The following is a 26,028-nucleotide window of genomic DNA, read 5'->3' on the forward strand; positions in this document are numbered from 1 at the left end:
TACGGCGGCTCGCCCTGCGGGCAGAAGCAGTCACTATATCAACATTCGATTCATTGTTGGGCCATGGCCGGCGCCGGCGCGCCAGCCGCCGCGCTGCGGTCGTCGATGGGAAAATGCAGCAGCGCCGCCACCAGCCCGGCCACCGCGGTGGCGGCCCAGATCGGCGTGTACGACCCGGTCAGGTCATATACCAGGCCGCCCAGCCAGGCGCCCAGGAACGACCCCACCTGGTGGCTCAGGAAGCACACGCCAAACAAGGTGCCCAGGTACCGGGTGCCGAACACCTTGGCCACCAGCCCGCTGGTCAGCGGCACCGTGCCCAGCCAGGTCAGCCCCATGACGGCCGCAAACAGCACCACCGACAGCGTGCTCTTGGGCAGCAGGAAAAACGCCGCGATCGCCGCCCCGCGTATCAAGTACAGCCAGCCCAGCACGATCTGCTGCCGGTACCGGCCGCCCAGCCAGCCGCACGCCCAGCTGCCGGCCATATTGAACAGGCCGATCAGGGCCAGCGCGGTGGCCCCCAGGCCCGCCGGCATGTGGCAAAGCACCAGGTAGCCCGGAAGGTGCGTGGCGATGAAGGCGAGCTGGAAACCGCAGGTAAAGAACCCCAGCGTCAGCAGGCAATAGCCGCGATGCCGGCAAGCCTGCGACACCGCCTCGCGCAGCGACATGACGGGCTCCTGCGTGGCCGCCCCTCCGCCCTGCGCGGGGCGGTCGAGCAACAACCCCAATGGCGCGACCAGCAGCATCAGGATGGCCAGCCCCCACAGCGACATCGACACGCCGCCGCTGTCGCGCAAGACCTCGGCAAACGGCACCAGCACCACCTGGCCGAGCGACCCGCCGGCGCTGGCGATGCCCAGCGCCATGCTGCGCCGCTGCGGCGACGCCGCGCGCCCCACCGCGGCCAGCACCACACCGAAACTGGTGCAGCTCACGCCTATGCCCACCAGCACCCCCATGCCCAGCACCAGCAGTACGGGGGAATCGGCCGCCGTCGCCAGCGCCAGCCCGGCCGCGAACGCCGCGGCGCCAAACCCCACCACCGGTGCCGACCCGTAGCGGTCGGCCGCCGCTCCCGCAAACGGCTGCGCCACGCCCCACACCAGATTGTGCAGGGCGATGGCGAATGCGATCTGCGTCACCGGCAGGCCGCGATCGAACGAAAATGGATTGATGAACAGTCCAAAGGTCTGCCGGACGCCCATGGCGGCGCTGAGTAACAGCGCCGCGGCCACCACCACCCAGACAACCGGATGACCCGACAAGGGCCGCGAGGGATTTGCGCTATGCATGACGGTGCGATCTCCTTTGCGGTGATGGTGGCACGCGCCCGTGCGGGCCGGCAAAGGAAAAGATTTCGGCCGCGGATGAAGGCAATTCATGCACGGCGGCCAGACGCGCCCGAGGCTACGGCGCGGCGGCCCCCGCCTGCCCCAGCAGCCAGTCGCGAAACGCCAGCAGCTCGGTGCGCCGCTGCACCGCATCCGAACTCACGAGCCAGTACGCGGTCTGCGCCTGAAGAGGCGGCAGGTCCAGCGCGATCAGCGCGCCCGCGTCCAGGTCGGGATCGACCAGCGGCCGGCGCCCCAGCGCCACGCCCAGGCCTTGGGCGGCGGCCTGGAACGCCAGCTCTATCGTGTCCACATGCAGGCCGCCCGCCATTGCGCCGCCGTCCGGCGCGGGCTGCTTCGTGCGGTCGAACCAGGCCTGCCAGTCTTCGCCTGCGGGGTCGACATGGATGAGGGCTGCCGCGGCCAGATCCACGGCGCCGTCCTGCGCGCGCGCCAGCCCGTCCAGGTACGTCGGGCTGCATACCGGTATCAGCTGTTCGCCGAACAGCCGCATCCAGTTGCCGGCCGACACATCGCTGCGGCTCATGCGTATTGCGAAGTCGAAGCCATCCGCCGGAAACCCCACCTGCCGCGGCGACGTGTCCAGGGTGATGGCTACGTCGGGCCATCGGGCGCGAAACGCCGCCAGGCGCGGCAGCAGCCACCGCGCCGCCAGCGTAGGCGCGCAACTGATATAGACGCCGCGCGCGCCCCTGCCGGCGGGCAGGCGTTGCGTGCCCGCGGCGATCAGCGACAAGGCTTCGGACACATAAAGCAGGTAGTCGGCGCCTTCCGGCGTCAGGTCCAGGCCGCGCGGGCCGCGCACGAACAGATCCACCCCCAGCGCCCGCTCCAGGCTGACGATGCCGTGGCTGACCGCGCTGGGTGTCAGGCTCAGTTCGGCCGCCGCCAGCTTGAAGCTGCATAGTCGCCCCGCGGCCTCGAACAAGCGCAAGGCGGGCAAGGGAGGAAGTCGGCGCGGCATGGCAGGCTCTCAGGGCAGACGGAAGGATGTGGCGCCTAATGTAGCGGACGAGCGCGCCCGCAGGCCAGCGTGCGGCCCGGCCTGCCGACGCATTCCGCAGCGGATATGATGGGCGGCATTCCCACTGGATGATTGCGATGCCCCGACTACCCGCCGTTTTCGCGGCCGTGCTGGCCTGCGCCCTGCTGAGCCCGCTGGCGCATGCCGAACCGCGCTTGCTGCACAGCGAGCCGTCGCAGTTCGGCAAGGTGCTGGTATTTGAAGAACATGGCGAACGCTGCATGAACTTCAACACAATGGTGGACTTCGGGCGCCAGACCTGCATGAGCCTGGACGACCCCCATGCGCTGGTGTTCAGCTACACACGCATGATGCTCAGCGCGCTGTATGTGCGACCGGATCCGAAAACCATCCTGGTGGTGGGGCTGGGGGGCGCCACGCTGCAGAACACGCTGCTGCGCCTGCTGCCCGAGGCCACCATCGACACGGTGGAGATCGATCCCGCGGTGGCCAAAGTGGCGCAGGCCTATTTCGGCTACCGCACGGGCCCCCGGCAACGCGTGCACATCGCCGATGGACGCGCGTATATCGAACAGGCGCACCGCGAAGGCCGGCAGTACGACATGGTCATGCTGGACGCGTTCGACGTGGACTACATTCCGCGCCACCTGATGACGCTGGAGTTCCTGCGGCACGTCCGGGCAATACTTGCGCCCGGCGGCATCGTGGTTGCCAACACGTTTACCAACAGCCGCCTGTATGCCAGCGAATCGGCGACGTACGCCGCCGTGTTCGGGCCGTTCTTCAATCTGCGCGAAGGCAACCGCGTCATCGTGGCAGGCCGCGACGCCCTGCCCGGCCTGGACCGCATCGCCGCCCAGGCGAAAGCACTTCAGGGCCGCCTGCAAGCTCAGGGCATTTACGAGGCCGGCGCCCTTGGGCGCTTTGCCGCGCCGATCGGCGGGCCTGCGCACGCGCAGTTGCTGCGCGACCCGCCCGCCCCGGAAGATCCGCCGCGGCGCGCCCAATAAAAAAGGCATCGCGCCCCTTGCGGAACGCGATGCCCATATGCGCACGCGCGCGACGTCAGGACATCAGAAGTCCATCGCCTCGGCCGGCGCGGCCGGCGTCTTGGTATCTTCCGGCAGCTGCGCCACGGTGGCGTCAGTGGTGAGGATCAGGCCGGCGATAGACGCGGCATTCTGCAACGCGGTACGCGTCACCTTGGCCGGATCGACCACGCCGAGTTCGACCAGGTCGCCATACTCGCCGGTGGCAGCGTTATAGCCATGGTTGCCCTTGGATTCCAGCACCTTGGCCACCACCACCGACGGTTCTTCGCCCGCATTGGCCACGATGGCGCGCAAGGGCGCCTCGAGCGCGCGCTGGACGATGCGGATACCGGCATCCTGGTCGGCATTGGCGCCATTTATCGACTGGATGGCGGCCCGGGCGCGCAACAGCGCCACCCCGCCCCCGGGCACAATGCCTTCCTCGACCGCGGCCCGCGTGGCGTGCAGCGCGTCGTCGACACGGTCTTTCTTTTCTTTCATCTCGACTTCGGTGGCCGCGCCCACCCGGATCACCGCCACGCCGCCCGACAGCTTGGCCACGCGCTCCTGCAGCTTCTCGCGGTCGTAGTCGCTGGTTGCATCGTCGATCTGCTTGCGGATCGACTTCACGCGGGCTTCGATGGCGTCCTTGCCGCCGGCGCCATCGATAATCGTGGTGGTTTCCTTGCGCACCTCGACGCGCTTGGCGCTGCCCAGGTCCTGCAGCGTGGCCTTTTCGAGCTGCTTGCCGGTTTCTTCAGAAATGACGGTGCCGCCGGTCAATATCGCGATATCTTCCAGCATGGCCTTGCGGCGGTCGCCGAAACCGGGCGCCTTCACGGCAGCCACCTTCAGCACGCCACGCATCGCGTTCACCACCAGGGTGGCCAGCGCTTCGCCTTCGACATCCTCGGCCACGATCAGCAACGGCTTGCCTGCCTTGGCGGTGGCCTCGAGAACAGGCAGCAGTTCGCGCACGTTGGATATCTTCTTGTCGTACAGCAAGACCAGCGGGTCTTCGAGCTGGGCCACCTGCTTTTCGGGGTCGGTCATGAAATACGGGCTGATGTAGCCGCGATCGAACTGCATGCCTTCCACGACGTCCAGTTCATTGTCCAGCGACTTGCCGTCTTCGACCGTGATCACGCCTTCGCGGCCCACTTTTTCCATGGCATCGGCAATGATCTTGCCGATGTCCTGGTCGGAATTGGCCGACAGTGCGGCGACCTGGGCCGTTTCCTTGCTGGTGGAAATCGGCTTGGCCATTTTGTGCAATTCGTCCACCACGGCCGACACGGCCTGGTCGATGCCGCGCTTGAGATCCATCGGGTTCATGCCGGAAGCCACGTATTTCATTCCTTCCTGCACGATGGACTGGGCCAGCACGGTGGCGGTGGTGGTGCCGTCGCCCGCCACGTCGGCGGTCTTGGACGCGACCTGCTTGACGATCTGCGCGCCCATGTTCTCGAACTTGTCTTTCAGCTCGATTTCCTTGGCGACCGACACGCCGTCCTTCGTGATGACCGGCGCGCCGAAGCTGCGCTCGATGAGCACGTTGCGGCCCTTGGGGCCCAGGGTTACCTTCACGGCTTCGGCCAGGATGTTGACGCCCTTGACCACACGGCTGCGGGCATTGTCATGGAACTTAACGTCTTTGGCGCTCATGTCTAGCTCCTGCAACGATCTGGAATGGTGGATCAGGCAGCCTTCTTCAGGCTGTCTTCGGCGCGCGTCAGGACGGCGAATACGTCGTCTTCGCGCATCACGAGCAGTTCTTCGCCGTCGACCTTGACAGTCTGGCCCGCGTACTTGCCAAAGAGCACGCGGTCGCCCACCTGTAGTTCCAGCGCGCGCACGGATCCATCGCTGTGCACTTTGCCGCTGCCCACCGCCAGCACCTCGCCCTGCTCGGGCTTTTCGGCCGCCGAATCCGGGATCACGATGCCCGACGCGGTGGTACGTTCCTGTTCGATTCGCTTCACGATAATCCGGTCGTAAAGGGGACGGATCTTCATGACTCAATCTCCTTAGTCTTGATCATCAGAAAGTGAAGTCCGGCGCTTTGGCGGCCAGGCACTGGCATGGCGGGCGCCGTGCGTCCCCAGAACGGGGCGCGGCATGAAGGTAGGGTTGGCCGCCCCCATTTCAAGAGGCAGCTTGATATTCAAAACGAAACTTATTGTATCAATATGCTTCTTCCACGACCCAGGCGATACCGCACCAGGCCGCGAAGCTTGCGCCCTTCCGGCTGCAGCGCCACCGGGCACGGCGAAGAACGGCCGCCATCGGCGTCAAGCGTGCAATCGTCGCCGTCCAGCTGGCTCCACACACCGCCCTTGCGAGGGCGGAATAGCCAGCGCAGATAGCCCCGGCGCGCCGCCAGGGCCAGCAGTTCCTGCTGGTCAGGCGCATCGACAATGACGGCGCGGCTGCCATCCGGCAGATCGGAATAATCGCCAAAGGCGCGGTGGCACGCCACGGCCTCGGATACCGGCGCGTTAAGGCGCATCCATGCCGGCCTGGCCACACGCTCGACGTCCCAGGCTCCCAGCTTCCAGCCTGCGTCCAGCACTGCCCGGTCGATGTCGGCAGGCTCGTTCCAGCGCGCGTTGATCTGCACCGCCGAACCCGCCACCGAGCGCCGTACGGTGTTTTCCTGCTCCCGGGTAAAACCATGCCAGTGAAGCATCACAACGATCGGCGTATCGGACTTCTGGATGGCAGTAGCGGTGACGGCATACAGCGGCAGTTGCTGCGCGGCGCTGTGCGTGGCGATAGTGTCGAAGATCTCCATGCGTCCTCCATCGAGTGTCGCGGGCCCGGCGCGGCCGAGCCGCATATCGCATGATCAATTTATCGTCGCGCTGCGCGGGCTTCAACCCTGCGCGCCCGGTTGTAATGACTTGGTTACAGGACCTTCCGCCGCCCTGATGTGCGCGCGCGCAACCTGCTATATAGTGCCCGGAGCACAGACGCGTGCGTGTCGGGCCGGCCTTGCCCGCAACGCAGGCCATGCCAGTTCACGCGCCGCCAGTGAGTGCACCGTGAAGGTTTGTCGACCCATTCAAGTAAAAGGACCAACATCCATGGGCAAGGTGATTAACGGCGATCACTTTTCTTCAGATGACGACCCCCCGCGCATATCGACAGGCAACTCCGGCATCGACGACATCCTGTCGGGCGGCCTGGACGCGAACCGGATGTACTTGTGCGAAGGGCATCCGGGCACAGGAAAAACCACCCTGGGCATGCAGTTCCTGCTCGAAGGCGTGAAGAACGGCGAAAGCGTGCTGTACATCGCGCTGTCCGAAAGCACCCGCGAACTGCGCCTGGTGGCCAAGCGCCATGGCTGGAAACTGGACGGCATCGAGATTTTCGAGATGGTCTCGGAAGACATCCTGGATCCGGAGCACGAGTTGACGGTGCTGCACCCGGCCGAGATGGAACTGAGCGAAACGACGCGGCTTATTCTCGACAAGGTCGAATCCGCCAATCCGACGCGCGTGGTGCTGGACAGCCTTTCCGAATTGCGGCTGCTGGCCCAGGGGTCGCTCCGCTACCGGCGGCAGATCCTGGCCCTGAAGCATTTTTTCGCCAGCCGGCAATGCACGGTGCTTCTGCTGGACGATCGCGGCGGCCGCGACGACGACCTGCAGCTGCACTCCATTTCCCACGGCGTGATCGCGCTGGAACAACTGGCCATCGACTACGGCGCACAGCGCCGCCGGCTGCGTGTGCTGAAGATGCGCGGGGTGGAATATCGCGGCGGCTATCACGACTTCACCATCAGGAAAGGCGGCCTGGTCGTATATCCTCGCCTGGTGGCCGCCGAACACCATAAAACATTCGACCCCATACCCACCCCCAGCGGCAACGCCGAGCTCGACCAGCTTCTTGGCGGCGGACTCGAACGCGGCACCAACGCCCTGCTGATCGGGGCCGCTGGCGTGGGCAAGTCGTCACTTGCCATCACTTATGCGCTGGCCGCCACGCAGCGCGGCGAGCATGCCGCCATTTTCGCCTTCGACGAAGGCCGCATCACGCTGCAGCTGCGCGCTCGCAACCTGGGCATGCCCCTGGAGCCCGCGCTGGACAAGGGTTTACTGCACCTGCAACAGATCGATCCGGCAGAACTGTCGCCGGGCGAGTTCGCCTCGCTCGTGCGCCATAGCGTCGAGCAATCCGATACGCGCGTCATCGTCATCGACAGCCTGAACGGCTATCTGAACGCCATGCCGGACGGACGCTTCCTGGTTCTGCAATTGCACGAACTGCTGACCTACCTGGGCCAGCAAGGCGTGACCACCATCATGGTGCTGGCCCAGCAGGGCATAATGGGGCCGATGCAGACGCCGCTGGACATCAGCTACCTGAGCGACTCGGTCATCATGCTGCGGTATTTCGAACATGCCGGCCAGGTCAGGCGCGCGCTTTCGGTGGTGAAAAAACGCAGTGGCGCCCACGAGCAATCTATCCGCGAATTCACGCTGTCGTCGCGGGGCCTGATGCTCGGCCAGCCGCTGACTTCCTTCAGCGGCATCCTTACGGGCACACCGCATTACACGGGCGACGATCTGCGCCTGCTGCCCAAGGCCGACAATGAATTGGCCTGAAGGCCCCGAGGGGCGCGTATTGGTCTATGCGCCCATCGGCCGCGACGGTGCGGCCTGTGCGCGGCTGTTGCAGCGCGATGGGCTCGACGCCCACGTATGCGCCGATATCGACAGCCTGGTGCAACAGGCCCATGCGGGCGTTCTGGTCATCTGCGTTACCGAAGAAGCGCTGTTCGGCAAGAACCTGCAGGCGGTGCGTACATGGCTGGCCACCGAGCCTGCGTGGTCGGACCCGCCCTTCGTGGTGCTGACCAGCCGCGTGCGCCAGGTCGCGGTCGCGGCGTGGCGCGAAAAAATGGTAGACGCGCTGGGCAACGTATCCCTGCTCGAACGGCCGATGGAAAGCCTGGCGCTGACCACCATGGTGCGGACCGCGGCCCGTTCGCGCCAGCGGCAATATCAGATACGGGCGCTGCTGCGCGCGCGGGAAGAAGCCGCGGCGGAGCTCGAGGACATCGTCATCCACCGCACCCGCCAGCTCGAGGCCGCCAATGCCGAGCTGCAGCGCCAGATTGCCGAACGCGAACGCATCGAAAACTCATTGCGCCAGGCCCAGAAACTCGAAGCGCTGGGCCAGCTCACCGGGGGGGTGGCGCACGATTTCAATAATCTCTTGATGGTGGTGTCCGGCGGGCTGCAGATCCTGGAGCGGCCGGTCGACGCCGAACGCCGGCAGCGCACCATGCAGGCGATGCAGCGCGCCGTAGACCGTGGCGCCGGGCTGACACGCCAGCTTCTGAGCTTTGCACGGCGCCAGACTTTGCAGCCGCGCGCGCTGGACCTGAGCCAGCAGGTGCGCAGCATGCTCGAGATGCTGCAGCGCAGCCTGCGCGGAGACATCAACGTCGAACTGCAGCTGGCCGATGACCTCTGGGTGGTCGAGGCCGACCCGGGCGAGCTGGAACTGGTCATCATCAACCTTGCGCTGAACGCGCGCGACGCCATGCCGCGCGGCGGCACGATAACCATACGCACCGCCAACATACCCGGCTCGCCGCACGGCGAATTGCAGGGCGACCATGTCGGCCTTTCGATCATCGACAACGGCATGGGTATACCGCCCGACGTGCAGGCACGCATTCTGGAGCCGTTTTTCACCACCAAGGACGTGGGCAAAGGCTCGGGCCTGGGCCTGCCCCAGGCCTACGGGTTCGCGACCCAATCGGGCGGCACCCTGCAGATCCACAGCGAAGTCGGGCGCGGCACTACCGTGCGGCTGGTGCTGCCCAGGTCGGCCATGGCCCTGGACGAACCCCAGCCGATCGCGCCGGCCGCGCACGCACACCCATCGCCATTGCATGTGCTGCTGGTAGAAGACGACAACGAAGTCGCGGCGCTGACCACCGATATGCTGGTGCAGCTGGGCTACGAAGTGACCTGCGTAGGCAGCGCGGGCGCGGCGCTCGACACGCTGGATGCGGCCGGGGCAATCGACGCGGTGCTGTCCGACATCATGATGCCGGGCGGCATGAGCGGCGTACACCTGGCTCAGGCGTTGCGCGAACGCAGGCCCGGGCTGCCGGTGGTGCTGACCACCGGCTATCCCGGCGAGGAGGCGCGGCGCGCCAAGGAGTCCGGCATTCCCCTGTTGCCCAAGCCCTATCTGCTGGACGACCTGGCCGCGGTGCTCAGCGCGCTGCTTGCCGCGCGCGCGGCGGCAGCCACCCCGCCCGCGCTGTAGTGCAGCGCAAACCGGGCCGGCAGACCGCTAATCGAGCGTATACAGGTATGCCGCGATATCGCGCGCGTCGCGCACGCTCAGGCTCAGGCCCGGCATGGCCGAGGTCGGGTCGAAGGCATGCGGATCGAGCAGCCATCGCACCATGTTTTCGGGCGTGTTGGGCAAGATGCCGGCAATGTACTGTTGCCCGGCTATGCCCTGCAATGGCGGCCCCACGTGAAAATTCGCTCCCACCACGCCAGGGATGGCGTGGCACGTCACGCACAGGTACTGTTGCAATGCATCCCGGCCTGCCTGTGCGTCGCCCAGGCTCAGTTCCCGCCCGCGCCCGGAGTCTGCCGCAGCGTCCGCGGACGCCACGCTCGCCGGCGCCGCCGCACGCTCGTTCCAGGCGCGATAATCGGTGGGCGACAGCGTCGGCAATACTCGCATGAACGCCACCACGTCCCATATGGCTGCATCGCTGATGCGATATTGCCAGGCAGGCATGCCCGTCATCTTTATCCCATAGCGCACCACCCAGTAGATCTCGGCGGCAGACCAGTGCCGCGCCGTGGTCACCAGTGAGGCTGGCGCCGGCATCAAGCCCATCGCGAAAGGCTCGGGCGCCACGCCGGGCGCGCCATGGCATTGCACACAATGTGCGCGAAACACCTCGAATCCGCTGCGCACCCGCGCAGGGTCGTCCAGCTTCGGCGCCTGCACATCGGCGGCGCTTGTCTTGATTGATTGTTCCAGCGCGACTTCCAGCAAGGCGTTGATCGGCGCGGTGTGCGGGCGGGTGGCGCGGCTGTCATACCAGCCGCTGTAGACCACCGCCAGAATCACCGCCAGTCCGACCACGGCAGCTGCCGCCAGGGTAAGGGCCGCAACGCGCATCCAGGGTCTCATGGGTGGCCTCCGTTCAGCGCAGCGTGAGCAGGTAGGCGGCGATATCGCGCGCCTGGTCGGCGGTGAGTCCGACGTCGGGCATGGCCGTGCCGGGCGCATGGGCAGGCGGATCGCGCAGCCAGCTCACCAGATTGGCGGGTGTGTTGGCCAGTACACCTCCCAGGTAGGCCCGTTCGCCAAGATTGCGCAAGGTGGGCCCGACGCGAGCGCTCGCGCCGCGCACGCCCGGTATTTCGTGGCAGCTGGCACAGGCGTAGCGGACCACCAGCGCCTTGCCGCGGCCGATGTCGGCCTCGGGCAGGTCTTGCGGCGCAGGCGCCGCAGCCAGCGGCGGCGCCGGATCGCCGCACGCGGCCAACGCCAGCGCCACCAGGCACGCACCGGCGCACGACCGGCCGGCGGCGCGCCACCGGGGCTGGCGGGCTGCCCGCGGGCAGCGTTCGCGCGTACTGGGGAACTGGACGAGCGGCATAAGTCTCCTTTTCGCCCCCCACAGCAATTTCCTTGCCGTGCCTGCGCGTGTGATTGCGCGCGGGCACGCCGCTTGCATCGAAACGTCAGCGCGTCGGTAAATTTTTCCGATTGCGGCGCCGTCAAACCCTGCCGGCTTTCCTCTGTGCGCGGGCACGTCGCGTGCGTTGCTGGCGCGCACCCCGGATCGCCCGGGACCCTTTGGCCACCGTCATCTATGCCCGATACCAGCGCCTTTGCGGCCTTGGCCGTCCCGCTTGCTTCATTATGGGCCGACCGCCAATCTGCCCTGCATCCCAGGGCTGACCAGGCCGCGGCCAGCGCCGAGATCGGCGCGGTCATGTTCACGGCCGGCGCTGCGATCTTCCTGCTGGTGATGATGATCCTGGCCCTGGCCATGTACGGGCCGCCCGCCTGGCGCCGCGTCCTGGCCGGGCGGCGATGGCTGGTGGCCGCCGGCGCGGTGTTTCCCGTCGTGGTGCTGACGGCGCTGCTGGTGTACAGCGTGGGGCTGGCGGCAAACATGCTGCGCCACGTTGAGCCGGCCGCGGCCCGCATCGAGATCATCGGCGAGATGTGGTGGTGGCGCGTGCGATACCTGGACGAGCAGGGGCAGGTGTTGTTCGAGACGGCTAACGAAATGCGCATTCCCGTGGGCCAGCCGGTAGAGCTGCTGCTGAGTTCACGCAACGTCATCCACAGCTTCTGGGTGCCCAATCTGTCGGGCAAAGTCGACATGGTGCCGGGGCATGTCAACCGCCTGCGCCTGCAGGCGCGCGAGACCGGCGCCTGGCGCGGCCAGTGCGCCGAATACTGTGGCGCGCAGCACGCCAACATGATGTTCGATGTGCACGTACTGCAGGCGGATGCCTACCAGGCGTGGCTGCATGCGCAACGCCAGCCCGCAACCGCGAACCCCGCCGACGCGCGGCTGCGCGCGGGCAGCCAGGTGTTCGCCCAGGCCTGCGCGCAATGCCATACGGTGCGCGGCACCTCGGCCGCCGGCGCCAGCGGGCCCGACCTTACCCACATAGGCAGCCGCACTTCGCTGGCCTCGGGCATGCTGCCCAACAACGTCGGCACCCTGGCCGGCTGGATCGCCGGCAGCCAGCACATCAAGCCGGGCAATGCCATGCCTTCATTCCGGAACCTGTCCGGCGAGCAGTTGCGCGCCGTCGCCCATTACCTGGAAAGCCTGCAATGACGGATACGCTGCCCAATCCGTTGCCCCGCCCAGAGGGCGAACGGGAAGAACTCGAACGCATCTGGCGGCGGCCCACCGGCTGGCGAGCCATCACGGTGGTCAACAACAACTACGTCGGCCTGCTGTATATCGGTACGGCGCTGCTGTTCTTTCTGCTGGCCGGCATTCTGGCGCTGTTGATGCGCACGCAGCTGGCGGTGCCCGATAACGACCTGATCAGCCATACGCTGTACAACCAGCTGTTCACCATGCACGGCACCGTGATGATGTTCCTGTTCGCCGTGCCGGCGGTCGAAGCCATGGCGGTGCTGCTGCTGCCCAACATGCTGGGCGCGCGCGACCTGCCCTTTCCCCGCCTGTCGTCTTATGCGTACTGGGCGTACGCCATCGGCGGCCTGGTTTTTTTCTGCAGCATCTTCGCCGGCCTGGCGCCGGACGGCGGCTGGTTCATGTATCCGCCGCTGACCAGCAGCGCGTATTCTCCCGCCGTCAATGCCGACCTGTGGCTGCTGGGCATAGGCTTTATCGAGATCTCGGCCATCGCCGGCGCGATCGAGCTGGCGGTGGGCATCCTGCGCACGCGGGCCCCGGGCATGACGCTGGACAAGCTGCCGATCTTCGCCTGGATCATGCTGGCGTTCTCGGGCATGGTCATCATCGCGTTTCCCGCGGTCATCGTGGCCACCGCGCTGCTTGAACTCGAACGGGCCTTCGGCCTGCCATTCTTCATTGCCGACAAGGGCGGCGACCCGCTGCTGTGGCAGCACCTGTTCTGGCTGTTCGGCCATCCCGAGGTCTACATCATTTTCCTGCCCGCCGCAGGCATGGTGTCCATGATCGTTCCGGCCATGACGGGACGTCCGCTGGTGGGCTATCGGGCCGTGGTGATGGCGGTGGTCGCCACCAGCTTCATCAGTTTCGGCCTGTGGGTGCACCACATGTACGCCACGGGCATTCCCCAGCTGTCGTTGAGTTTTGCGTCGGCAGCCAGCATGGCCGTGTCGATCCCCACCGGCATTCAGATCTTCGCCTGGATCGCCACGATCGCGGCCGCGCCCAAGGTGCGGCCGCTGAAGACGCCCATGCTGTTCATCCTGGGTTTTTTCTTCATCTTCGTGCTGGGCGGCCTGACCGGCGTCATGGTGGCGGTGATTCCGTTCGACTGGCAGGCCCATGACACCTACTTCATCGTGGCGCACCTGCATTATGTGCTGGTGGGCGGCATGGTGTTTCCGCTCTTCGCAGCCTTCTACTACTGGATGCCCTTCGTCAGCCGCCGCCCCCTGTCCGAGCGGCTCGGCCGCTGGGCGTTCTGGCTGATGTTCGTGGGCTTCAATGTCAGCTTCTTTCCCATGCACCTGACCGGCCTGGCGGGCATGCCGCGCCGCGTCTACACCTATGCCGACAGCTATGGCTGGGGAATGCTGAACATGGTGTCCACGATAGGAGCGTATGTCATCGCGGCCGGCGTCCTGGTGTTCTTGATAGACCTGGCGCGCAACTGCCGGCCGTCGGTGGCAAGCAATGCCGGCAACGTGTGGCAGGCCGGCACGCTGGAATGGCTGCCCGGCGGTTCGGCGGGCCCGCGCAGCGTGCCCATCGTGCAAAGCCGCGAACCCCTGTGGGACCAGCCCGGCCTGGCCGCAGACGTGGACGCGGGGCGCTACTACCTGCCGGGCGCCCCGGGAGGCTGGCGCAGCACCCTCGTCACCAGCGCCATCGAGGCCCGGCCCCAGTATGTGCTGCGCCTGCCCGGCCCGGGCTGGCCGCCCGTGCTCGCGGCGCTGGGCACGGCGGGCTTTTTCCTGCTGCTGACGGTCAAGCTGATGGTGCCGGCCGCGCTGTTCGGCGCGCTGGCCCTGGCGATGATTCTTCGTTGGCTATGGGACGCCGACCCGGCGCCGGACCAGGCAGCCGTGGACGTGGGCGGCGGGTTGCGCTTGCCGATGTCGTGCACCGGCAGCAGCTCGCATTCCTGGTGGGCCATGGTCATGCTGATCATGGTGTGCGCAAGCATTTTCGCTTCGCTGCTGTTTGCCTACTTCTTCCTGTGGACCGTCTCGCCAGAGGCGTGGCCGGATGCCGGCCCGTTCGGCGCCTGGTCGCGGCCGCTGGGCAGTTCGGCATTGCTGATAGCCGGCAGCGCCTGCATATGGGCAGGCTCGCGGGCGCTGCGTCGCGGCCGGCAGTCGTGGCTGCGCGTCGGCCTGCCGGCGGGCTGCGCGCTGCTGGCGGCAGTGGTCGCGCGCGAAATGCTTGCGCACTGGCACATGGGCCTGCGTCCGCAAGACAGCGCCTACGCGGCTGCCGTTTACGCCATCATCGGCCTGCAGGGGGTGCTGACCTTGGCAGCGGCTTCGATGGCGCTGTTCACAACCGCCCGTTCATGGGCAGGCCGGTTGGGACCTGCGCGGCGCGCCTGCTACGACAACACCTCGGTGCTGTGGCACTACACCGTCGTGCAAGGCCTGATCGCAACCTGGGTGCTGCATGGGTTTGCGCAATGGACCGGGTAGATGGTCCGTGCGACGTCCCGGAAGGAGAAACCGGCATGCAAACACGATCCATAGCCCTGCTGCTGCCCCTGCTGACGGGGCCCCTGGCATGGGCAGTGCACTTCACGCTGATCTACGCGGCCAACGGCATTTTCTGCGCCCGCCCGGCGTTGCACGGGTTGTGGATGGGCGGCCTGGCCACAGCATTCATGGGCATCGCGGCCGCGCTGGCGCTGGCCGTCATCGGTCTGGTCAACTGGCGCTACCGGCGCCGCTGGCCGGCCACCGATGACAAGGGCTTCTTCCCCTGGGTGGCCGCAACGCTGGGCCTGTTGTCGGCCATCGCGATCGTGTGGCAGACAGTGCCCGTGCTGATGCTGCCCGCCTGCCCGTCCGCATAAACCCGCGCCAAACCGCCGCCAATTTGATAGATTGACGCCAGCGGCGCAACGCCGTCGGAATTGCCCTGGAGTTCAACTGTCTGAAAGGAATACCCATGCGTAGCCTTTGCCTAGCCCTGGCCGCCGCCGGCCTGCTTGCCAGCGCCGCCGCCACCGCGCAATCCACCATGCGCATCGGCTTGCAAGACGACCCCGACGTGCTCGACCCGGCGCGCGCCCGCACCTTTGTAGGCCGCATCGTATTTGCATCGCTGTGCGACAAGCTTGTGGATATTTCGCCCGACCTGAAGATCGTGCCCCAGCTGGCCGAGTCGTGGCAAACCAGCGATGACGGCCTGACGCTGACGCTGACGCTCAGGGACGCGGCGGTGTATCACGACGGCACTCCCATCGATGCCGCCTCGGTCAAGGCCAACCTGGACCGCGCCATGACGCTGCCCGACAGCAACCGCAAAAGCGAACTGGCGTCAGTGGCCAGCGTACAGGCGCCCGACGCCCGCACCGTAGTGCTGCGGCTGAAAACACCGGATGCCTCGTTGCTGTCGCAGCTATCCGACCGGGCCGGCATGATGCTGTCGCCCGCGACGTTCGACCAGGACCCGGGCCGCGCGCCGGTATGCTCGGGGCCCTATAAATTCAAGGAGCGCGTGCAGAACGACCGCATCGTGCTCGAGAAATTCGACAAACACTGGGACCAGGCCAACTACCACTTCGACCAGGTGGTCTTCACGCCCATGCCCGACACCACGGTACGCCTGAACAACCTGCGTTCGGGCGGGCTCGACATCATCGAGCGCGTCGCGCCCAGCGACGTCAAGACCGTCAAGGACGACCCCAAGCTGCGCCTGGCGCCCGTCACCGGGCTGGGCTACCAGGCCATATCGGTCAACATCGCCAACGGCGCGCGCGCCGACAATCCGCTGGCCAAAGACAAGCGGGTCAGGCAGGCGCTGGACCTGGCCATCGACCGCGACATCATCAATCAGGTGGTGGGCGAAGGCATGTTCCAGCCCGCGCACCAGCCGTTTCCGCCCGCCAGTTTCGCCTACGACCAAAGCGTCGAGCGTCCTGGCCGCGACCCCAAGAAGGCACAGGCACTGCTCAGGCAGGCGGGCCACGACCGCGTGAAGTTCGAACTGACCTTCGGCAACAACACCACCATGCAGCAGGTATTCGAGCTGGTGCAGGCCATGGGCGCCGAGGCGGGTTTCGATATTTCATTGCGCCCCATGGAATTCGCCGCCCTGCAATCCGCCCTGCCGCGCGGCGACTTCGAGGTCGGCCAGACGGGATGGTCCGGGCGGGTCGATCCCAGCGGCAACATCTACCAGTACATCACCTGCAAGGGCAGCCTGAACGACGGCAAATACTGCAATGCCGAAATGGACAGGCTCATGAACGAGGCGCGCAGCATCGCGGACGAAGACCAACGCAGGCAACTGTACGCGCAGGCCATGCAGATCATGCAGGAAGACGACCCCCGCATCTATCTGTTCTACCTGCCCTGGATTTTCGGCACCCAGGCCAAGGTGCAGGGTTTCGTGCCCTACCCCGACGGCCTGATCCGTCTGAAAGGCGTCACGGTGGCCCGGCAATGAGCATCGATTCCGGATACCGCATGTTCACCACGCGCCCGGAAATCCTGGGCACCTTCGGCGTGGTGACCTCGACGCACTGGCTGGCCAGCAGCGCCGGCATGTCGTTGCTCGAACATGGCGGCAACGCCTTTGACGCAGCCGTGGCCGCGGGCTTTGTGCTGCAAGTGGTCGAACCGCATCTGGTGGGCCCCGCCGGCGAAGTGCCCGTGGTGTTCCATTCGGTACGCACGGGGCGCACCGAAGTCCTGTGCGGGCAAGGCCCCACGCCGGCCGGCGCCACGCTGGCGCACTATCGGTCGCTCGGCCTGGACCTGATACCTGGCAACGGGCTGCTGCCGGCCGTCATCCCGGGCGCCTTCGACGCGTGGATGCTGCTGCTGCGCGACCATGGCACGCTTACGGTGCGCGACGTGCTGGAGCCGGCCATCTACTACGCCGACCACGGCCATGCGCTGATGCCCCGCATCGCCAACACGATCGCGGGCCTGAAAGATTTCTTCACCACGCATTGGCCCACCACGGCCCAAGTCTATCTGCCCGGCGGCGCGCCGCCACAGGCGCGCAAGCTGTTTCGCAACCCATGGCTGGCGGCCACCTGGCGGCGCGTGCTGCGTGAAGCCGAAGCGGCAGGCGCCGATCGCGAGCGCCAGATCGAAGCCGCGCGCCACGCGTTCTATCGCGGGTTCGTGGCAGAATCCATCGACCGCTATGTGCGCAGCCACGAGGTCATGGACGAAAGCGGCCGCCCCCAACGAGGCGTCATCACCGCGCACGACATGGCGGGCTGGTCCGCCAGCTACGACGCGCCCGTCACGTACGACTACCACGGCCATACCGTCGCCAAGGCGGGCGCCTGGAGCCAGGGGCCCGTGTTCCTGCAGACGCTGGCGCTGCTCAAGGGCCTGGACCTGCAATCGGCCGGGCCCAACGACGCCGAATTCGTGCACCGTGTCACCGAGGCCATGAAACTGGCGTTCGCGGATCGCGAAGTCTATTACGGCGATCCGGCATTCGTGCGTGTGCCGCTGGATCACCTGCTGTCCGATCCGTACAACCAGGCGCGGCGCGCCCTGATCGGCGAACACGCCTCGCACGAGCTGCGGCCCGGAAGCGTGCCCGGCCACGAAGCGCAGGTCGAGCGCGTCATGGACGTGCTGTCGCGCCTGTCGCGAGTTGCGCAGCCGGGCAAGACGGGCGGCAAACCCGCGCCGGCCGACATGCGTGCTTCGGCCAGGCGCGGCGACACCACCCACGTGGACGTCATCGATCGCTGGGGCAACATGGTGTCGGGCACGCCGTCCGGCGGCTGGCTGCAGTCCTCGCCCGTCATTCCCGATCTGGGCTTTCCGCTGAACACGCGCGCCCAGATGTTCTGGCTGGAACCGGGCCTGCCCGGCACGCTGGCGCCGGGCAAGCGGCCACGCACCACGCTCACCCCTTCACTGGCCCTGCGCGACGGACAACCCTACATGGTGTTTGGCACGCCCGGCGGCGACCAGCAGGAGCAATGGCAATTGCTGCTGTTCCTGCGCCACGTGCACCATGGCCTGAACCTGCAGGAAGCCATCGACCAGCCCATGTCGCACACGCAGCATTTTCCGTCGTCCTTTTATCCGCGCGACCGCAAGCCGGGCCATCTGGCCGTCGAAGCCTCATTCGGCCCGGACGTCATCGCCGACCTGCGCCGGCGCGGCCATCTCGTCGAAGAAGAACCGGAATGGTCCACCGGCCGCCTCACCGCCGCCGCCCGCGACCCCGACGGCCTGCTGCACGCCGCCGCAACCCCGCGGCTGATGCAGGCCTATGCAGTAGGCAGATAACACGGCCGCAGACTCCGACGTATCCGGCACGCGGCAATGGCAGGCATCGGCAGATGCCGTGACACCTGGCGCGTTCAAGGCCACGGACGGTGTCTGACACCTCCGGAGTCAGACACCCGGACACGGAAAAAGGCGCTCGGCCTTGCCCGGTGTCTGACACCCTTGGGTGTCAGACACCATACACCCGATGCACGAATCACGGGTGTCGGCCACCATCACCGCCGTTGCCCCGGTGTCTGACGCCCTCGGGTGTCAGACACCACACACCCGATGCACTAATCATGGGTGTCAGCCACCATCACCGCCGTTGCCCCGGTGTCTGACACCCTCGGGTGTCAGACACCACACACCCGATGCACTAATCACGGGTGTCGGCCACCATTACCGCCGCACAAACTCCGGATACCGCTCGCAAATCTCGTCCACCTGGCTGAGGGTGCCCGACAAATGCTCCCGCAGCGCCTCCTGCGCGCCCGCCGCATCATGGCGCGCCACAGCGTCCACGATCCGCTGATGGTCACGCAGAATGCGCTCGGCCTTGCCCTCCTCGGGCAAGTGCAGCCTGCGCAGCCGATCCACATGCCCGCTATAGCGCTGCTCCAATTCCCATAGCCCCGCCACGCCCGCGGCCTGGTGCATCTCGCGATGAAACGCCCGGTCGGCGTCCAGGAACGCCTGGTATCGGTCCGCCCCGCGGTTGGCCCGCTGCATATCGATATGCGCGCGCAGCCGCTCGACCAAGGCCGGGTCGTCGCGCTCGGCCAGCATGCGCACTATTTCCAGTTCCAGCGAGCGCCGCAGAAAATGCGCCTGGCGCGCCGCCGCGATATCGATGCGGCTCACCACCGTCGTGTGCTGCGGGAAAATGTCCACCAGCCCCTCGTCGCGCAACTGGATCAACGCATCACGTATCGGCGTCTGGCTCAGGCCGAACGCCTCCGCCAGCTCGGCCCGCGCCAGGGGCGCGCCAGGCTTCAATTCCAGCGACACAATCAATTCGCGCAGTTTCTCGAACACCTGCGGGGCCGCGTGGCGCGAACGGTCCAGGCGCAAGTCGACAGGCAAGCTCAATGTAGGCATAGGCAGAGACAAAGATGAGACCGGGATTGTAACCGCCGCTAGCTCATTGACGTACTAATATATTAGTGTTTTAATTTGCCACACCTTTTGGCGGACACCTTTCCATGCCCCGTTCCTACGAATCCCTGCGCAGCGCCCGCTGGATGGCACATGACGACCTGCGCTCTTTCGGCCATCGCTCGCGCATGATGCAAATGGGCTACGCGCCCGAAGACTGGGCCGGCCGCCCGGTCATTGCCATCATCAACACCTGGTCCGACCTGAACCCCTGCCACAGCCATTTCAGGCAGCGCGTCGATGACGTCAAGCGCGGCGTATTCCAGGCGGGCGGCTTTCCCGTCGAACTGCCCGCCATTTCGGTTTCGGAATCCTTCGTCAAGCCCACCACCATGCTGTACCGCAACTTCCTGGCCATGGAAACCGAAGAGCTGCTGCGCAGCCATCCGGTAGATGGCGCGGTGCTGATGGGCGGATGCGACAAGACCACACCCGGCCTGCTCATGGGCGCGGCCAGCGCCAACCTGCCCTGCATCTATCTGCCCGCCGGCCCCATGCTGCGCGGCAACTGGAAAGGCAAGGTCCTGGGTTCCGGTTCCGATGCCTGGAAACTGTGGGACGAACGCCGCGCCGGCAACATCACCAGGCAGGAATGGACGGAAGTCGAAGGCGGCATCGCGCGCAGCTACGGCACCTGCATGACCATGGGCACGGCCAGCACCATGACGGCCATCGCCGAAGCCATCGGCATGACGCTGCCCGGCGCATCATCCATCCCGGCCGCCGACGTCAACCATATGCGCATGTCGGCCGAATGCGGCCGACGCGTGGTCGACATGGTGTGGGAAGACCTCACGCCGCAGAAGATCCTGACCCATGCGTCCTTCAAGAACGCGATCAATGTGGCCATGGCCATGGGCTGCTCGACCAACGCCATCGTGCACCTGGTCGCCATGTCGCGCCGTGCCGGCTGCGCCGTGGGGCTGGACGACTTCGATGCCGCCAGCCGCAAGGTGCCCGTCATCGCCAACATCCGGCCCAGCGGCGACACCTACCTGATGGAAGACTTCTACTACGCCGGCGGCCTGCCCGGCCTGATGTCGCGCCTGGCCGACGGCCACCTGGACCTGTCGGCCCGCACCGTCACAGGCCGCACGCTGGGCGAGAACATCGCGGGCGCGGCGGTGTACAACGATGACGTCATCCGCACGCTGGACAACGCCATCTACCAGGAAGGCGCGCTGGCCGTGCTCAAGGGCAACCTGGCGCCGGACGGCTGCGTCATCAAGCCCAGCGCATGTGCGCCGCAGTACTTGCAGCATACCGGCCCCGCCCTGGTGTTCGATGACTACCCCAGCATGAAAGCCGCGGTAGACGACGAGAACCTGGACGTCACGGCCGACCATATCCTGGTGCTGCGCAATGCCGGCCCGCAAGGCGGCCCCGGCATGCCCGAATGGGGCATGCTGCCGATCCCGGCCAAGCTGGTAAAGCAGGGCGTGCGCGACATGCTGCGCCTGTCCGACGCGCGCATGAGCGGCACCAGCTACGGCGCATGCATCCTGCATGCGGCGCCCGAGGCCTATATAGGCGGCCCGCTGGCGCTGGTGCGCACCGGCGACCTCATCACCGTAGACGTGCCCGCGCGCCGCATCCACCTGAATATCAGCGACGCGGAACTGCAGGCGCGCCGCGCGGCCTGGACACCGCCCCCCAGGCGCTACGAGCGCGGCTATGGCTGGATGTACTCGCAGCACATCCTGCAGGCCAACGACGGATGCGACTTCGATTTCCTTGAAACCGGCTTCGGCGCCCCCGTGGCCGAACCCGACATTTTCTGACCGGGCCTGCCTGGCCCGACCGACACGAGACCCACGATTGCCATGACTGCCCTGTCCGAAGAAACCCGCGCCCGCCTGTCGGCCGTAAGCACCGCGACCCTGTGCACGGCGCTGTTCAAGCGCGGCCTGCGCAACCAGTTCATCCAGGACGTACATCCGCTGGCCTCTGGCCTGCCCAACATGGTGGGGCCTGCCTACACTTTGCGCTACATCCCGGCGCGCGAAGACCTGAACCCCATCCAGGTATTCGAAGACCCCCGGCATCCGCAGCGCGTCGCCATCGAGGCCTGCCCCGCCGGCGCCGTGCTGGTCATGGACAGCCGCAAGGACGCCCGCGCCGCATCGGCGGGGTCCATCCTGGTGACGCGGCTGATGAAGCGCGGCGTGGCCGGCGTGGTTACCGATGGCGGTTTCCGCGACTCGCCTGAAATCGCGCGGCTGGGCATTCCGGCCTACCACCAGCGTCCGTCAGCGCCCACCAACCTTACCCTGCACCAGGCCATGGACCCGAACGTGCCTATCGGCTGCGGCGACGTGGCCGTGTTTCCGGGCGACATCATCGTGGGCGATGCCGAAGGCGTGGTGGTGATCCCCGCGCACCTGGCCGACGACATCGCGCGCGAAGCCGAAGAGATGACGGCTTTCGAAGATTTCGTTACCGCGGAAGTCCAGGCGGGCCGCAGCATCGTCGGCCTATACCCGCCCACCGACCCGGCAACTCGCGAGCGCTACGCGGCCTGGCGCGCGCAACACGGGCGCTGACCGCGCCGCCCCCGGCCCAAACGCTTTCACCAACAACTACGGAGACAACTCATGAACCCAATCCGACGACGCGGCACGGCACTGATCGTGGCCGCCGCCACGCTGGCCTCGTGCGGGCTTGCCGCTCACGCGGCCGAATGGCCGGCCGCCAAACCCATTTCGTATGTCGTGCCCTTTACCGTGGGCGGCTCCACCGACGTAGTGGGCCGGCTGCTGGCGCAGAAGCTGGGCGATCGCCTGCAGCAGAGCGTCGTCGTCGAGAACAAGCCCGGCGCGGCGGGCGCCATCGGCGCAACGTATGTCGCCAAGGCGCCGGCCGACGGCTACACCCTGTTCGGCGGCACCATCAGCACGCACGCCATCAATGCCAGCCTGTACAAGAACCTGCGCTACGACCCGGTAAAGGATTTCGAGCCCGTATCGCTGGTGGCGACCTTGCCCAATGTGCTGCTGGTCGATCCCAACCTCGGCGTCAATTCCGTGGCCGAGCTCATCGACCTGTTAAAGCGCGAGCCGGCCAAACGCACCTTTGCGTCGTCCGGCCCGGGCACGTCCACACACCTGGCCGGCGAACTGTTCGCCGACACGATAGGCGTGCCTCTTACGCACGTGCCCTACAAGGGCACGCCGCCCGCCATGGTCGATGTATCGTCGGGCGCGGTTACCTTCATGTTCGACCAGATGACGGCCGCGCTGCCCCTGCTGCAAAACGGCAGGCTCAAGCTGCTGGCGGTCACCACGCCCAGGCGCATTGCGCTGGCGCCCGATACGCCCACTATGGAAGAAGCCGGGGTGCCCGGCTTCCAGATGGCGTCGTGGCAGGCCGTCTATGCGCCCAAGGGCACGCCCAAAGCCGTGGTCGACCGGCTGTCTCAGGAAATCTCGGCCATTCTCAAAGAACCCGACGTGCAGGAAAAACTGGGCAAGACCATGGGCATGGAGCTGGTCGGCAGTACGCCCGAGGCCTTGCGCGACCTGATGGCCAGCGAAATTCCGCGGTGGGCCGAAGTGGTTGAAAAATCCGGCGCCACGGTCGATTGATCGCCCCTGCTGGCGGGCGCGCCCGGCGATCTCAAGCCGGGAACCCCGCCAAAGCGGTGACACCGCCCGGCGCGGGCGTGCGGGCGATGTTCATGATCCAGCAGATGCAGGCGAAATAGCCGATGAGCGCCCCGATCTCTATCACGCCCTGCTCGCCCCAGCGCTCGAGCGCCGCGTCATACGTCAAGTCGCTGACGCCGTGCCGGTGCAACAGCTCAACGGTGAATGCCCAGGCTTGCGCTTCTTCGTCCGTCATGGAGCGCGGCCGCGCGCCCTGCGCCAGGGCCTTCAGTGTTGCTTCCGATACGCCCGCCTTGATCGCCAGCGGATAGTGGGTCGCCCATTCGAACTGGTTGCCCAGCTCGCGCGCAACAATACACATGACAAACTCGTTGACGTTGCCCGGCAGTGTCGACTCAAAACGCAAGTACTCTCCGACACTGGCCAGGCGCTCAAGCAGAACCGGGCTGCGCATCAACGGAATAAAAGGCCCCTTCACGCCTTTCCTGGGCCCGGCAATCAGCGCTTGCGCAGCGGCGCGCTGTGTATCGTTCATGCTGTCCTGGGGCGGCAAAGGCAAACGCTCGGTAGTGTCCGGGCCGAACCCCTGATGTATAGCGGCATTCATTCCTTTCTCCTGATGATGCGGTCTTCGTGGTGGGTGAAAACAAGCAGGCCGCTACTGACCACCAAGGCGGCGGCGGCAAGCCATAGTGCAGCGTTGAACGGCCATCCCGCGCCCATCAACGCATTCGCAATGAGCGGCCCGGCGAGTTGCCCGACGGCAAACGCGGCGGTCATGGCTGCCAGCCATTCACGCGCCGTGGGTCCAAGCCTGTGACGCACTTCCTGCAGGCCAAGTAAGGTGATCAGCATGAAGGTGCCGCCCACGCACAGCGCAGCCAGTGCAAGCCCGAACAGGCCGGGAACCAGTATGGGCAGCAATACCCCCGCGGCCATGATCAGTTGGGCGGCAGCCCATGCGTGCTTGCGCGGCCAGCGCGCAAGCACGGTGACGGCCAGCGTCGACAGCGCCGCCGCCAGGCCGAATATGGGCCAGACCCAGCCGAACAGCGCCGGGTCGTCCAACAGCGCGCGCGCCTGCGAGGGCAAGTAGGTAGCCGGCAAAATGTAGCCAAAGCCGAACAGGCCATAGCACAGCACCAGCCGCCACGCGCCCCTTGCATTTCCGCTGGCGGGATGAGCATGCGGGGCCGCGCCCGCTTCGGTGGCCACCGCGGGCTGACCGCCCGACCACACGAACGACACGCCTGCCAGCGCGAGCACGGCCAGCGCCATCCAGAGACCCGCCGAGCGCATTCCCGCCAGAAGACCGGCGTGACACACCAGGCCCGCCAGGGCGATGCCAGCCCCCACGCCCGCAAACACGACGCCATCCAGCCGGGCGCCGTCAAACTCCGCCAGCCGGGCAAGCACCACGGACGCCGTTCCCACGAGCACCCAGGCGCTGGCGGCCCCCGCGATAAAGCGCATTGCCAGCCACCACACCAATGGGCCGGAAACCGCCATCGCCGCCGTGCCGGCAACGACCAGCGCCAGCCCCCATCGCATCAAGCGCGCGGCGCACGCCCCACTGCGGCCCGCCAGTACGGCGCCGACGAGATAGCCAAGATAGTTGGCGCCCGCCAGCCACCCCGCGGCATGCAGCGACAGCCCCAAGTCCGCCTGCATGACAGGCAGCTGCGGGGTAAACGCGAACCGGCCGATGCCCATTGCAACGGCCAGCGCGACGAGTCCGCGCAGGGCGATGCCCTGTTTGCTGGATGGGGTTGCCGGTGACGTGGCCATGCGTCATTCTTGCTCCGCATAATATTCTTGTATATTGAATATTTAAGAATTACGGTTCTTGAAATGAGAAAGTTCGACCTGGAAGATCTGGCCATCGTGCGCGCCGTCGTCACGCACGGCGGTGTCACGCGCGCCGCCAAGGCGCTGCACCGCGTGCCTTCCAACGTCACCACTCGCATCAAGCAGCTTGAAGCGCGCCTGGACGTCCACCTGTTCGCGCGACGCGGGCGCAACCTGGTGCCGACAGAAGAAGGCCGCCTGTTGACCAGCTATGCCGACCGGCTGCTTCGGCTGGCGCATGAAGCAGAATCGGCGCTGGTAGAAGGCCGGCTCCTGGGCACATTGCGACTGGGCTCGCTCGAAAGCACGGCGGGCACTCGCCTGCCCCATCTCCTGACGCGCTACAACCACGAAAACCCGGCCGTGCGCATCGAGCTCGTCACAGGAACCACCGGCGCGTTGATCGGCCGGCTTACGCGCCACGATGTCGAGGCCGCCTTTGTCTCCGAGCCTTTCCATGCGCCGGGCCTGCTCTCTCAACCGGTATTTGAAGAAGAGCTGGTGCTGATCACCGCGCGGCACATCCGTTCATTGAACGGCATCGGCGACACGAAGCGCGTCACCCTCATTGCATTTGCCAGAGGGTGCTCATACCGCCGGATATTCGAACAATGGCAAGGCGAACGTGGAATCATCACCCCTGGTGTACTGGAGTTCACGTCCTATCCCGCCATCGTGGCCTGCGTCGCGGCCGGCACGGGGGTGGCAATCGTGCCGCGCTCTGTCCTTGCCGGCCTGAAGTCGGCCGCATCGGTGCGCGCGCACGCATTGCCTGAACATCTGGCACACAGCCGTACGCATCTGCTCTGGCACGAAGGGCAGGAATCCCCGGCGTTGCGCAGCCTGCGCGATCTGTTGGCTGCGCACCAGGCGGGCAGTTAGCCGTTTTG

General features: G+C 66.5%; 22 protein-coding genes. 12 read left to right on the forward strand and 10 right to left on the reverse strand.

Going from position 1 to position 26,028, the window contains the following annotated elements; all coding sequences use genetic code 11:
• Window positions 1-50: 50 nt before the first annotated feature.
• Both CAL19_RS11365 and CAL19_RS11370 read right to left on the reverse strand, forming a co-directional pair.
• Window positions 51-1,298: an MFS transporter gene (locus CAL19_RS11365; protein WP_026638806.1), complete on the reverse strand. Its 1,248-nt coding sequence runs from the start codon at window positions 1,296-1,298 to the stop codon at window positions 51-53.
• Window positions 1,299-1,413: 115 nt separating this feature from the next.
• On the reverse strand, window positions 1,414-2,322 hold the full coding sequence (locus CAL19_RS11370; RefSeq protein ID WP_094796824.1) for a LysR substrate-binding domain-containing protein: 909 nt from the start codon (window positions 2,320-2,322) through the stop codon (window positions 1,414-1,416).
• Between the two features lie 137 nt (window positions 2,323-2,459).
• On the opposite strand from CAL19_RS11370, the gene CAL19_RS11375 reads away from it, so the two are divergent.
• A complete protein-coding gene (locus tag CAL19_RS11375) occupies window positions 2,460-3,353 on the forward strand; it encodes a spermidine synthase (protein WP_249276296.1) in 894 nt (297 codons plus the stop codon).
• A gap of 63 nt (window positions 3,354-3,416) precedes the next feature.
• Here the strand turns inward: CAL19_RS11375 and groL are convergent, their stop codons facing one another.
• From groL to CAL19_RS11390, 3 genes are all read right to left on the reverse strand, one after another.
• On the reverse strand, window positions 3,417-5,039 hold the full coding sequence (gene groL, locus CAL19_RS11380) for a chaperonin GroEL (protein ID WP_026638808.1): 1,623 nt from the start codon (window positions 5,037-5,039) through the stop codon (window positions 3,417-3,419).
• A 32-nt stretch (window positions 5,040-5,071) separates the two neighbouring features.
• Window positions 5,072-5,389 (reverse strand): co-chaperone GroES, encoded by a 318-nt coding sequence (locus CAL19_RS11385; protein ID WP_026638809.1) that lies wholly within the window; start codon window positions 5,387-5,389, stop codon window positions 5,072-5,074.
• Between the two features lie 161 nt (window positions 5,390-5,550).
• On the reverse strand, window positions 5,551-6,168 hold the full coding sequence (locus tag CAL19_RS11390) for a hypothetical protein (protein WP_026638810.1): 618 nt from the start codon (window positions 6,166-6,168) through the stop codon (window positions 5,551-5,553).
• 292 nt (window positions 6,169-6,460) lie between these two features.
• Between CAL19_RS11390 and CAL19_RS11395 the strand changes: the two genes are divergently transcribed.
• Together CAL19_RS11395 and CAL19_RS11400 are read left to right on the forward strand one after the other, a co-directional pair.
• Window positions 6,461-7,987 (forward strand): ATPase domain-containing protein, encoded by a 1,527-nt coding sequence (locus tag CAL19_RS11395; protein ID WP_051423674.1) that lies wholly within the window; start codon window positions 6,461-6,463, stop codon window positions 7,985-7,987.
• The gene (locus CAL19_RS11400) at window positions 7,974-9,668 is read left to right on the forward strand and encodes an ATP-binding protein (protein ID WP_026638812.1); all 1,695 of its coding nucleotides are present in this window, start codon (window positions 7,974-7,976) and stop codon (window positions 9,666-9,668) included. Before CAL19_RS11395 ends, CAL19_RS11400 begins: the two co-directional genes overlap by 14 nt.
• 27 nt (window positions 9,669-9,695) lie before the next feature.
• Here the strand turns inward: CAL19_RS11400 and CAL19_RS11405 are convergent, their stop codons facing one another.
• Together CAL19_RS11405 and CAL19_RS11410 are read right to left on the reverse strand one after the other, a co-directional pair.
• A complete protein-coding gene (locus tag CAL19_RS11405) occupies window positions 9,696-10,559 on the reverse strand; it encodes a c-type cytochrome (RefSeq protein ID WP_094796826.1) in 864 nt (287 codons plus the stop codon).
• Window positions 10,560-10,572: 13 nt separating this feature from the next.
• Complete coding sequence (locus CAL19_RS11410; RefSeq protein ID WP_094796827.1) at window positions 10,573-11,031, reverse strand: c-type cytochrome; 459 nt, start codon at window positions 11,029-11,031, stop codon at window positions 10,573-10,575.
• Window positions 11,032-11,247: 216 nt separating this feature from the next.
• Here CAL19_RS11410 and coxB point away from each other — a divergent pair, with 216 nt between their 5' ends.
• From coxB to CAL19_RS11435, 5 genes are all read left to right on the forward strand, one after another.
• Window positions 11,248-12,234 carry a cytochrome c oxidase subunit II gene (gene coxB, locus CAL19_RS11415; protein ID WP_094796828.1) on the forward strand — a complete coding sequence of 329 codons (987 nt, stop codon included), beginning with the start codon at window positions 11,248-11,250 and terminating at the stop codon, window positions 12,232-12,234.
• Window positions 12,231-14,750, forward strand: a complete 2,520-nt coding sequence (locus CAL19_RS11420) for a cbb3-type cytochrome c oxidase subunit I (RefSeq protein WP_094796829.1) — start codon at window positions 12,231-12,233, stop codon at window positions 14,748-14,750. The genes coxB and CAL19_RS11420 overlap by 4 nt, the downstream gene beginning before the upstream one ends.
• A 35-nt stretch (window positions 14,751-14,785) precedes the next feature.
• Entirely contained in the window at window positions 14,786-15,130 is a 345-nt protein-coding gene (locus CAL19_RS11425; RefSeq protein ID WP_026638816.1) for a hypothetical protein, read from the forward strand.
• A 95-nt stretch (window positions 15,131-15,225) separates the two neighbouring features.
• Window positions 15,226-16,728, forward strand: coding sequence for an ABC transporter substrate-binding protein (locus tag CAL19_RS11430; protein ID WP_094796830.1), 1,503 nt, complete (start codon window positions 15,226-15,228; stop codon window positions 16,726-16,728).
• Window positions 16,729-16,748: 20 nt separating this feature from the next.
• On the forward strand, window positions 16,749-18,548 hold the full coding sequence (locus tag CAL19_RS11435) for a gamma-glutamyltransferase family protein (RefSeq protein WP_170941540.1): 1,800 nt from the start codon (window positions 16,749-16,751) through the stop codon (window positions 18,546-18,548).
• A 381-nt stretch (window positions 18,549-18,929) separates the two neighbouring features.
• On the opposite strand, the gene CAL19_RS11440 is transcribed toward CAL19_RS11435, so the two are convergent.
• Window positions 18,930-19,628, reverse strand: a complete 699-nt coding sequence (locus tag CAL19_RS11440) for a GntR family transcriptional regulator (RefSeq protein WP_026639051.1) — start codon at window positions 19,626-19,628, stop codon at window positions 18,930-18,932.
• Window positions 19,629-19,732: 104 nt separating this feature from the next.
• Between CAL19_RS11440 and araD the strand changes: the two genes are divergently transcribed.
• From araD to CAL19_RS11455, 3 genes are read left to right on the forward strand one after another with little or no spacing between them, the layout of a single operon-like run.
• Window positions 19,733-21,466 (forward strand): L-arabinonate dehydratase, encoded by a 1,734-nt coding sequence (araD, locus tag CAL19_RS11445; protein ID WP_094796832.1) that lies wholly within the window; start codon window positions 19,733-19,735, stop codon window positions 21,464-21,466.
• Window positions 21,467-21,508: 42 nt separating this feature from the next.
• Window positions 21,509-22,228, forward strand: a complete 720-nt coding sequence (locus tag CAL19_RS11450; protein WP_432759163.1) for a ribonuclease activity regulator RraA — start codon at window positions 21,509-21,511, stop codon at window positions 22,226-22,228.
• A 51-nt stretch (window positions 22,229-22,279) separates the two neighbouring features.
• Window positions 22,280-23,269, forward strand: coding sequence for a Bug family tripartite tricarboxylate transporter substrate binding protein (locus tag CAL19_RS11455; protein WP_026639054.1), 990 nt, complete (start codon window positions 22,280-22,282; stop codon window positions 23,267-23,269).
• Window positions 23,270-23,300: 31 nt separating this feature from the next.
• On the opposite strand, the gene CAL19_RS11460 is transcribed toward CAL19_RS11455, so the two are convergent.
• Together CAL19_RS11460 and CAL19_RS11465 are read right to left on the reverse strand one after the other, a co-directional pair.
• A complete protein-coding gene (locus tag CAL19_RS11460) occupies window positions 23,301-23,897 on the reverse strand; it encodes a carboxymuconolactone decarboxylase family protein (protein WP_094796833.1) in 597 nt (198 codons plus the stop codon).
• On the reverse strand, window positions 23,894-25,078 hold the full coding sequence (locus CAL19_RS11465; protein WP_094796834.1) for a YbfB/YjiJ family MFS transporter: 1,185 nt from the start codon (window positions 25,076-25,078) through the stop codon (window positions 23,894-23,896). The genes CAL19_RS11460 and CAL19_RS11465 overlap by 4 nt, the downstream gene beginning before the upstream one ends.
• 63 nt (window positions 25,079-25,141) lie before the next feature.
• On the opposite strand from CAL19_RS11465, the gene CAL19_RS11470 reads away from it, so the two are divergent.
• A complete protein-coding gene (locus CAL19_RS11470; RefSeq protein WP_094796835.1) occupies window positions 25,142-26,020 on the forward strand; it encodes a LysR substrate-binding domain-containing protein in 879 nt (292 codons plus the stop codon).
• Window positions 26,021-26,028: the final 8 nt, after the last annotated feature.

Source organism: Bordetella genomosp. 7 (assembly GCF_002261265.1).
Classification (GTDB): Bacteria; Pseudomonadota; Gammaproteobacteria; order Burkholderiales; family Burkholderiaceae_B; genus Bordetella_A.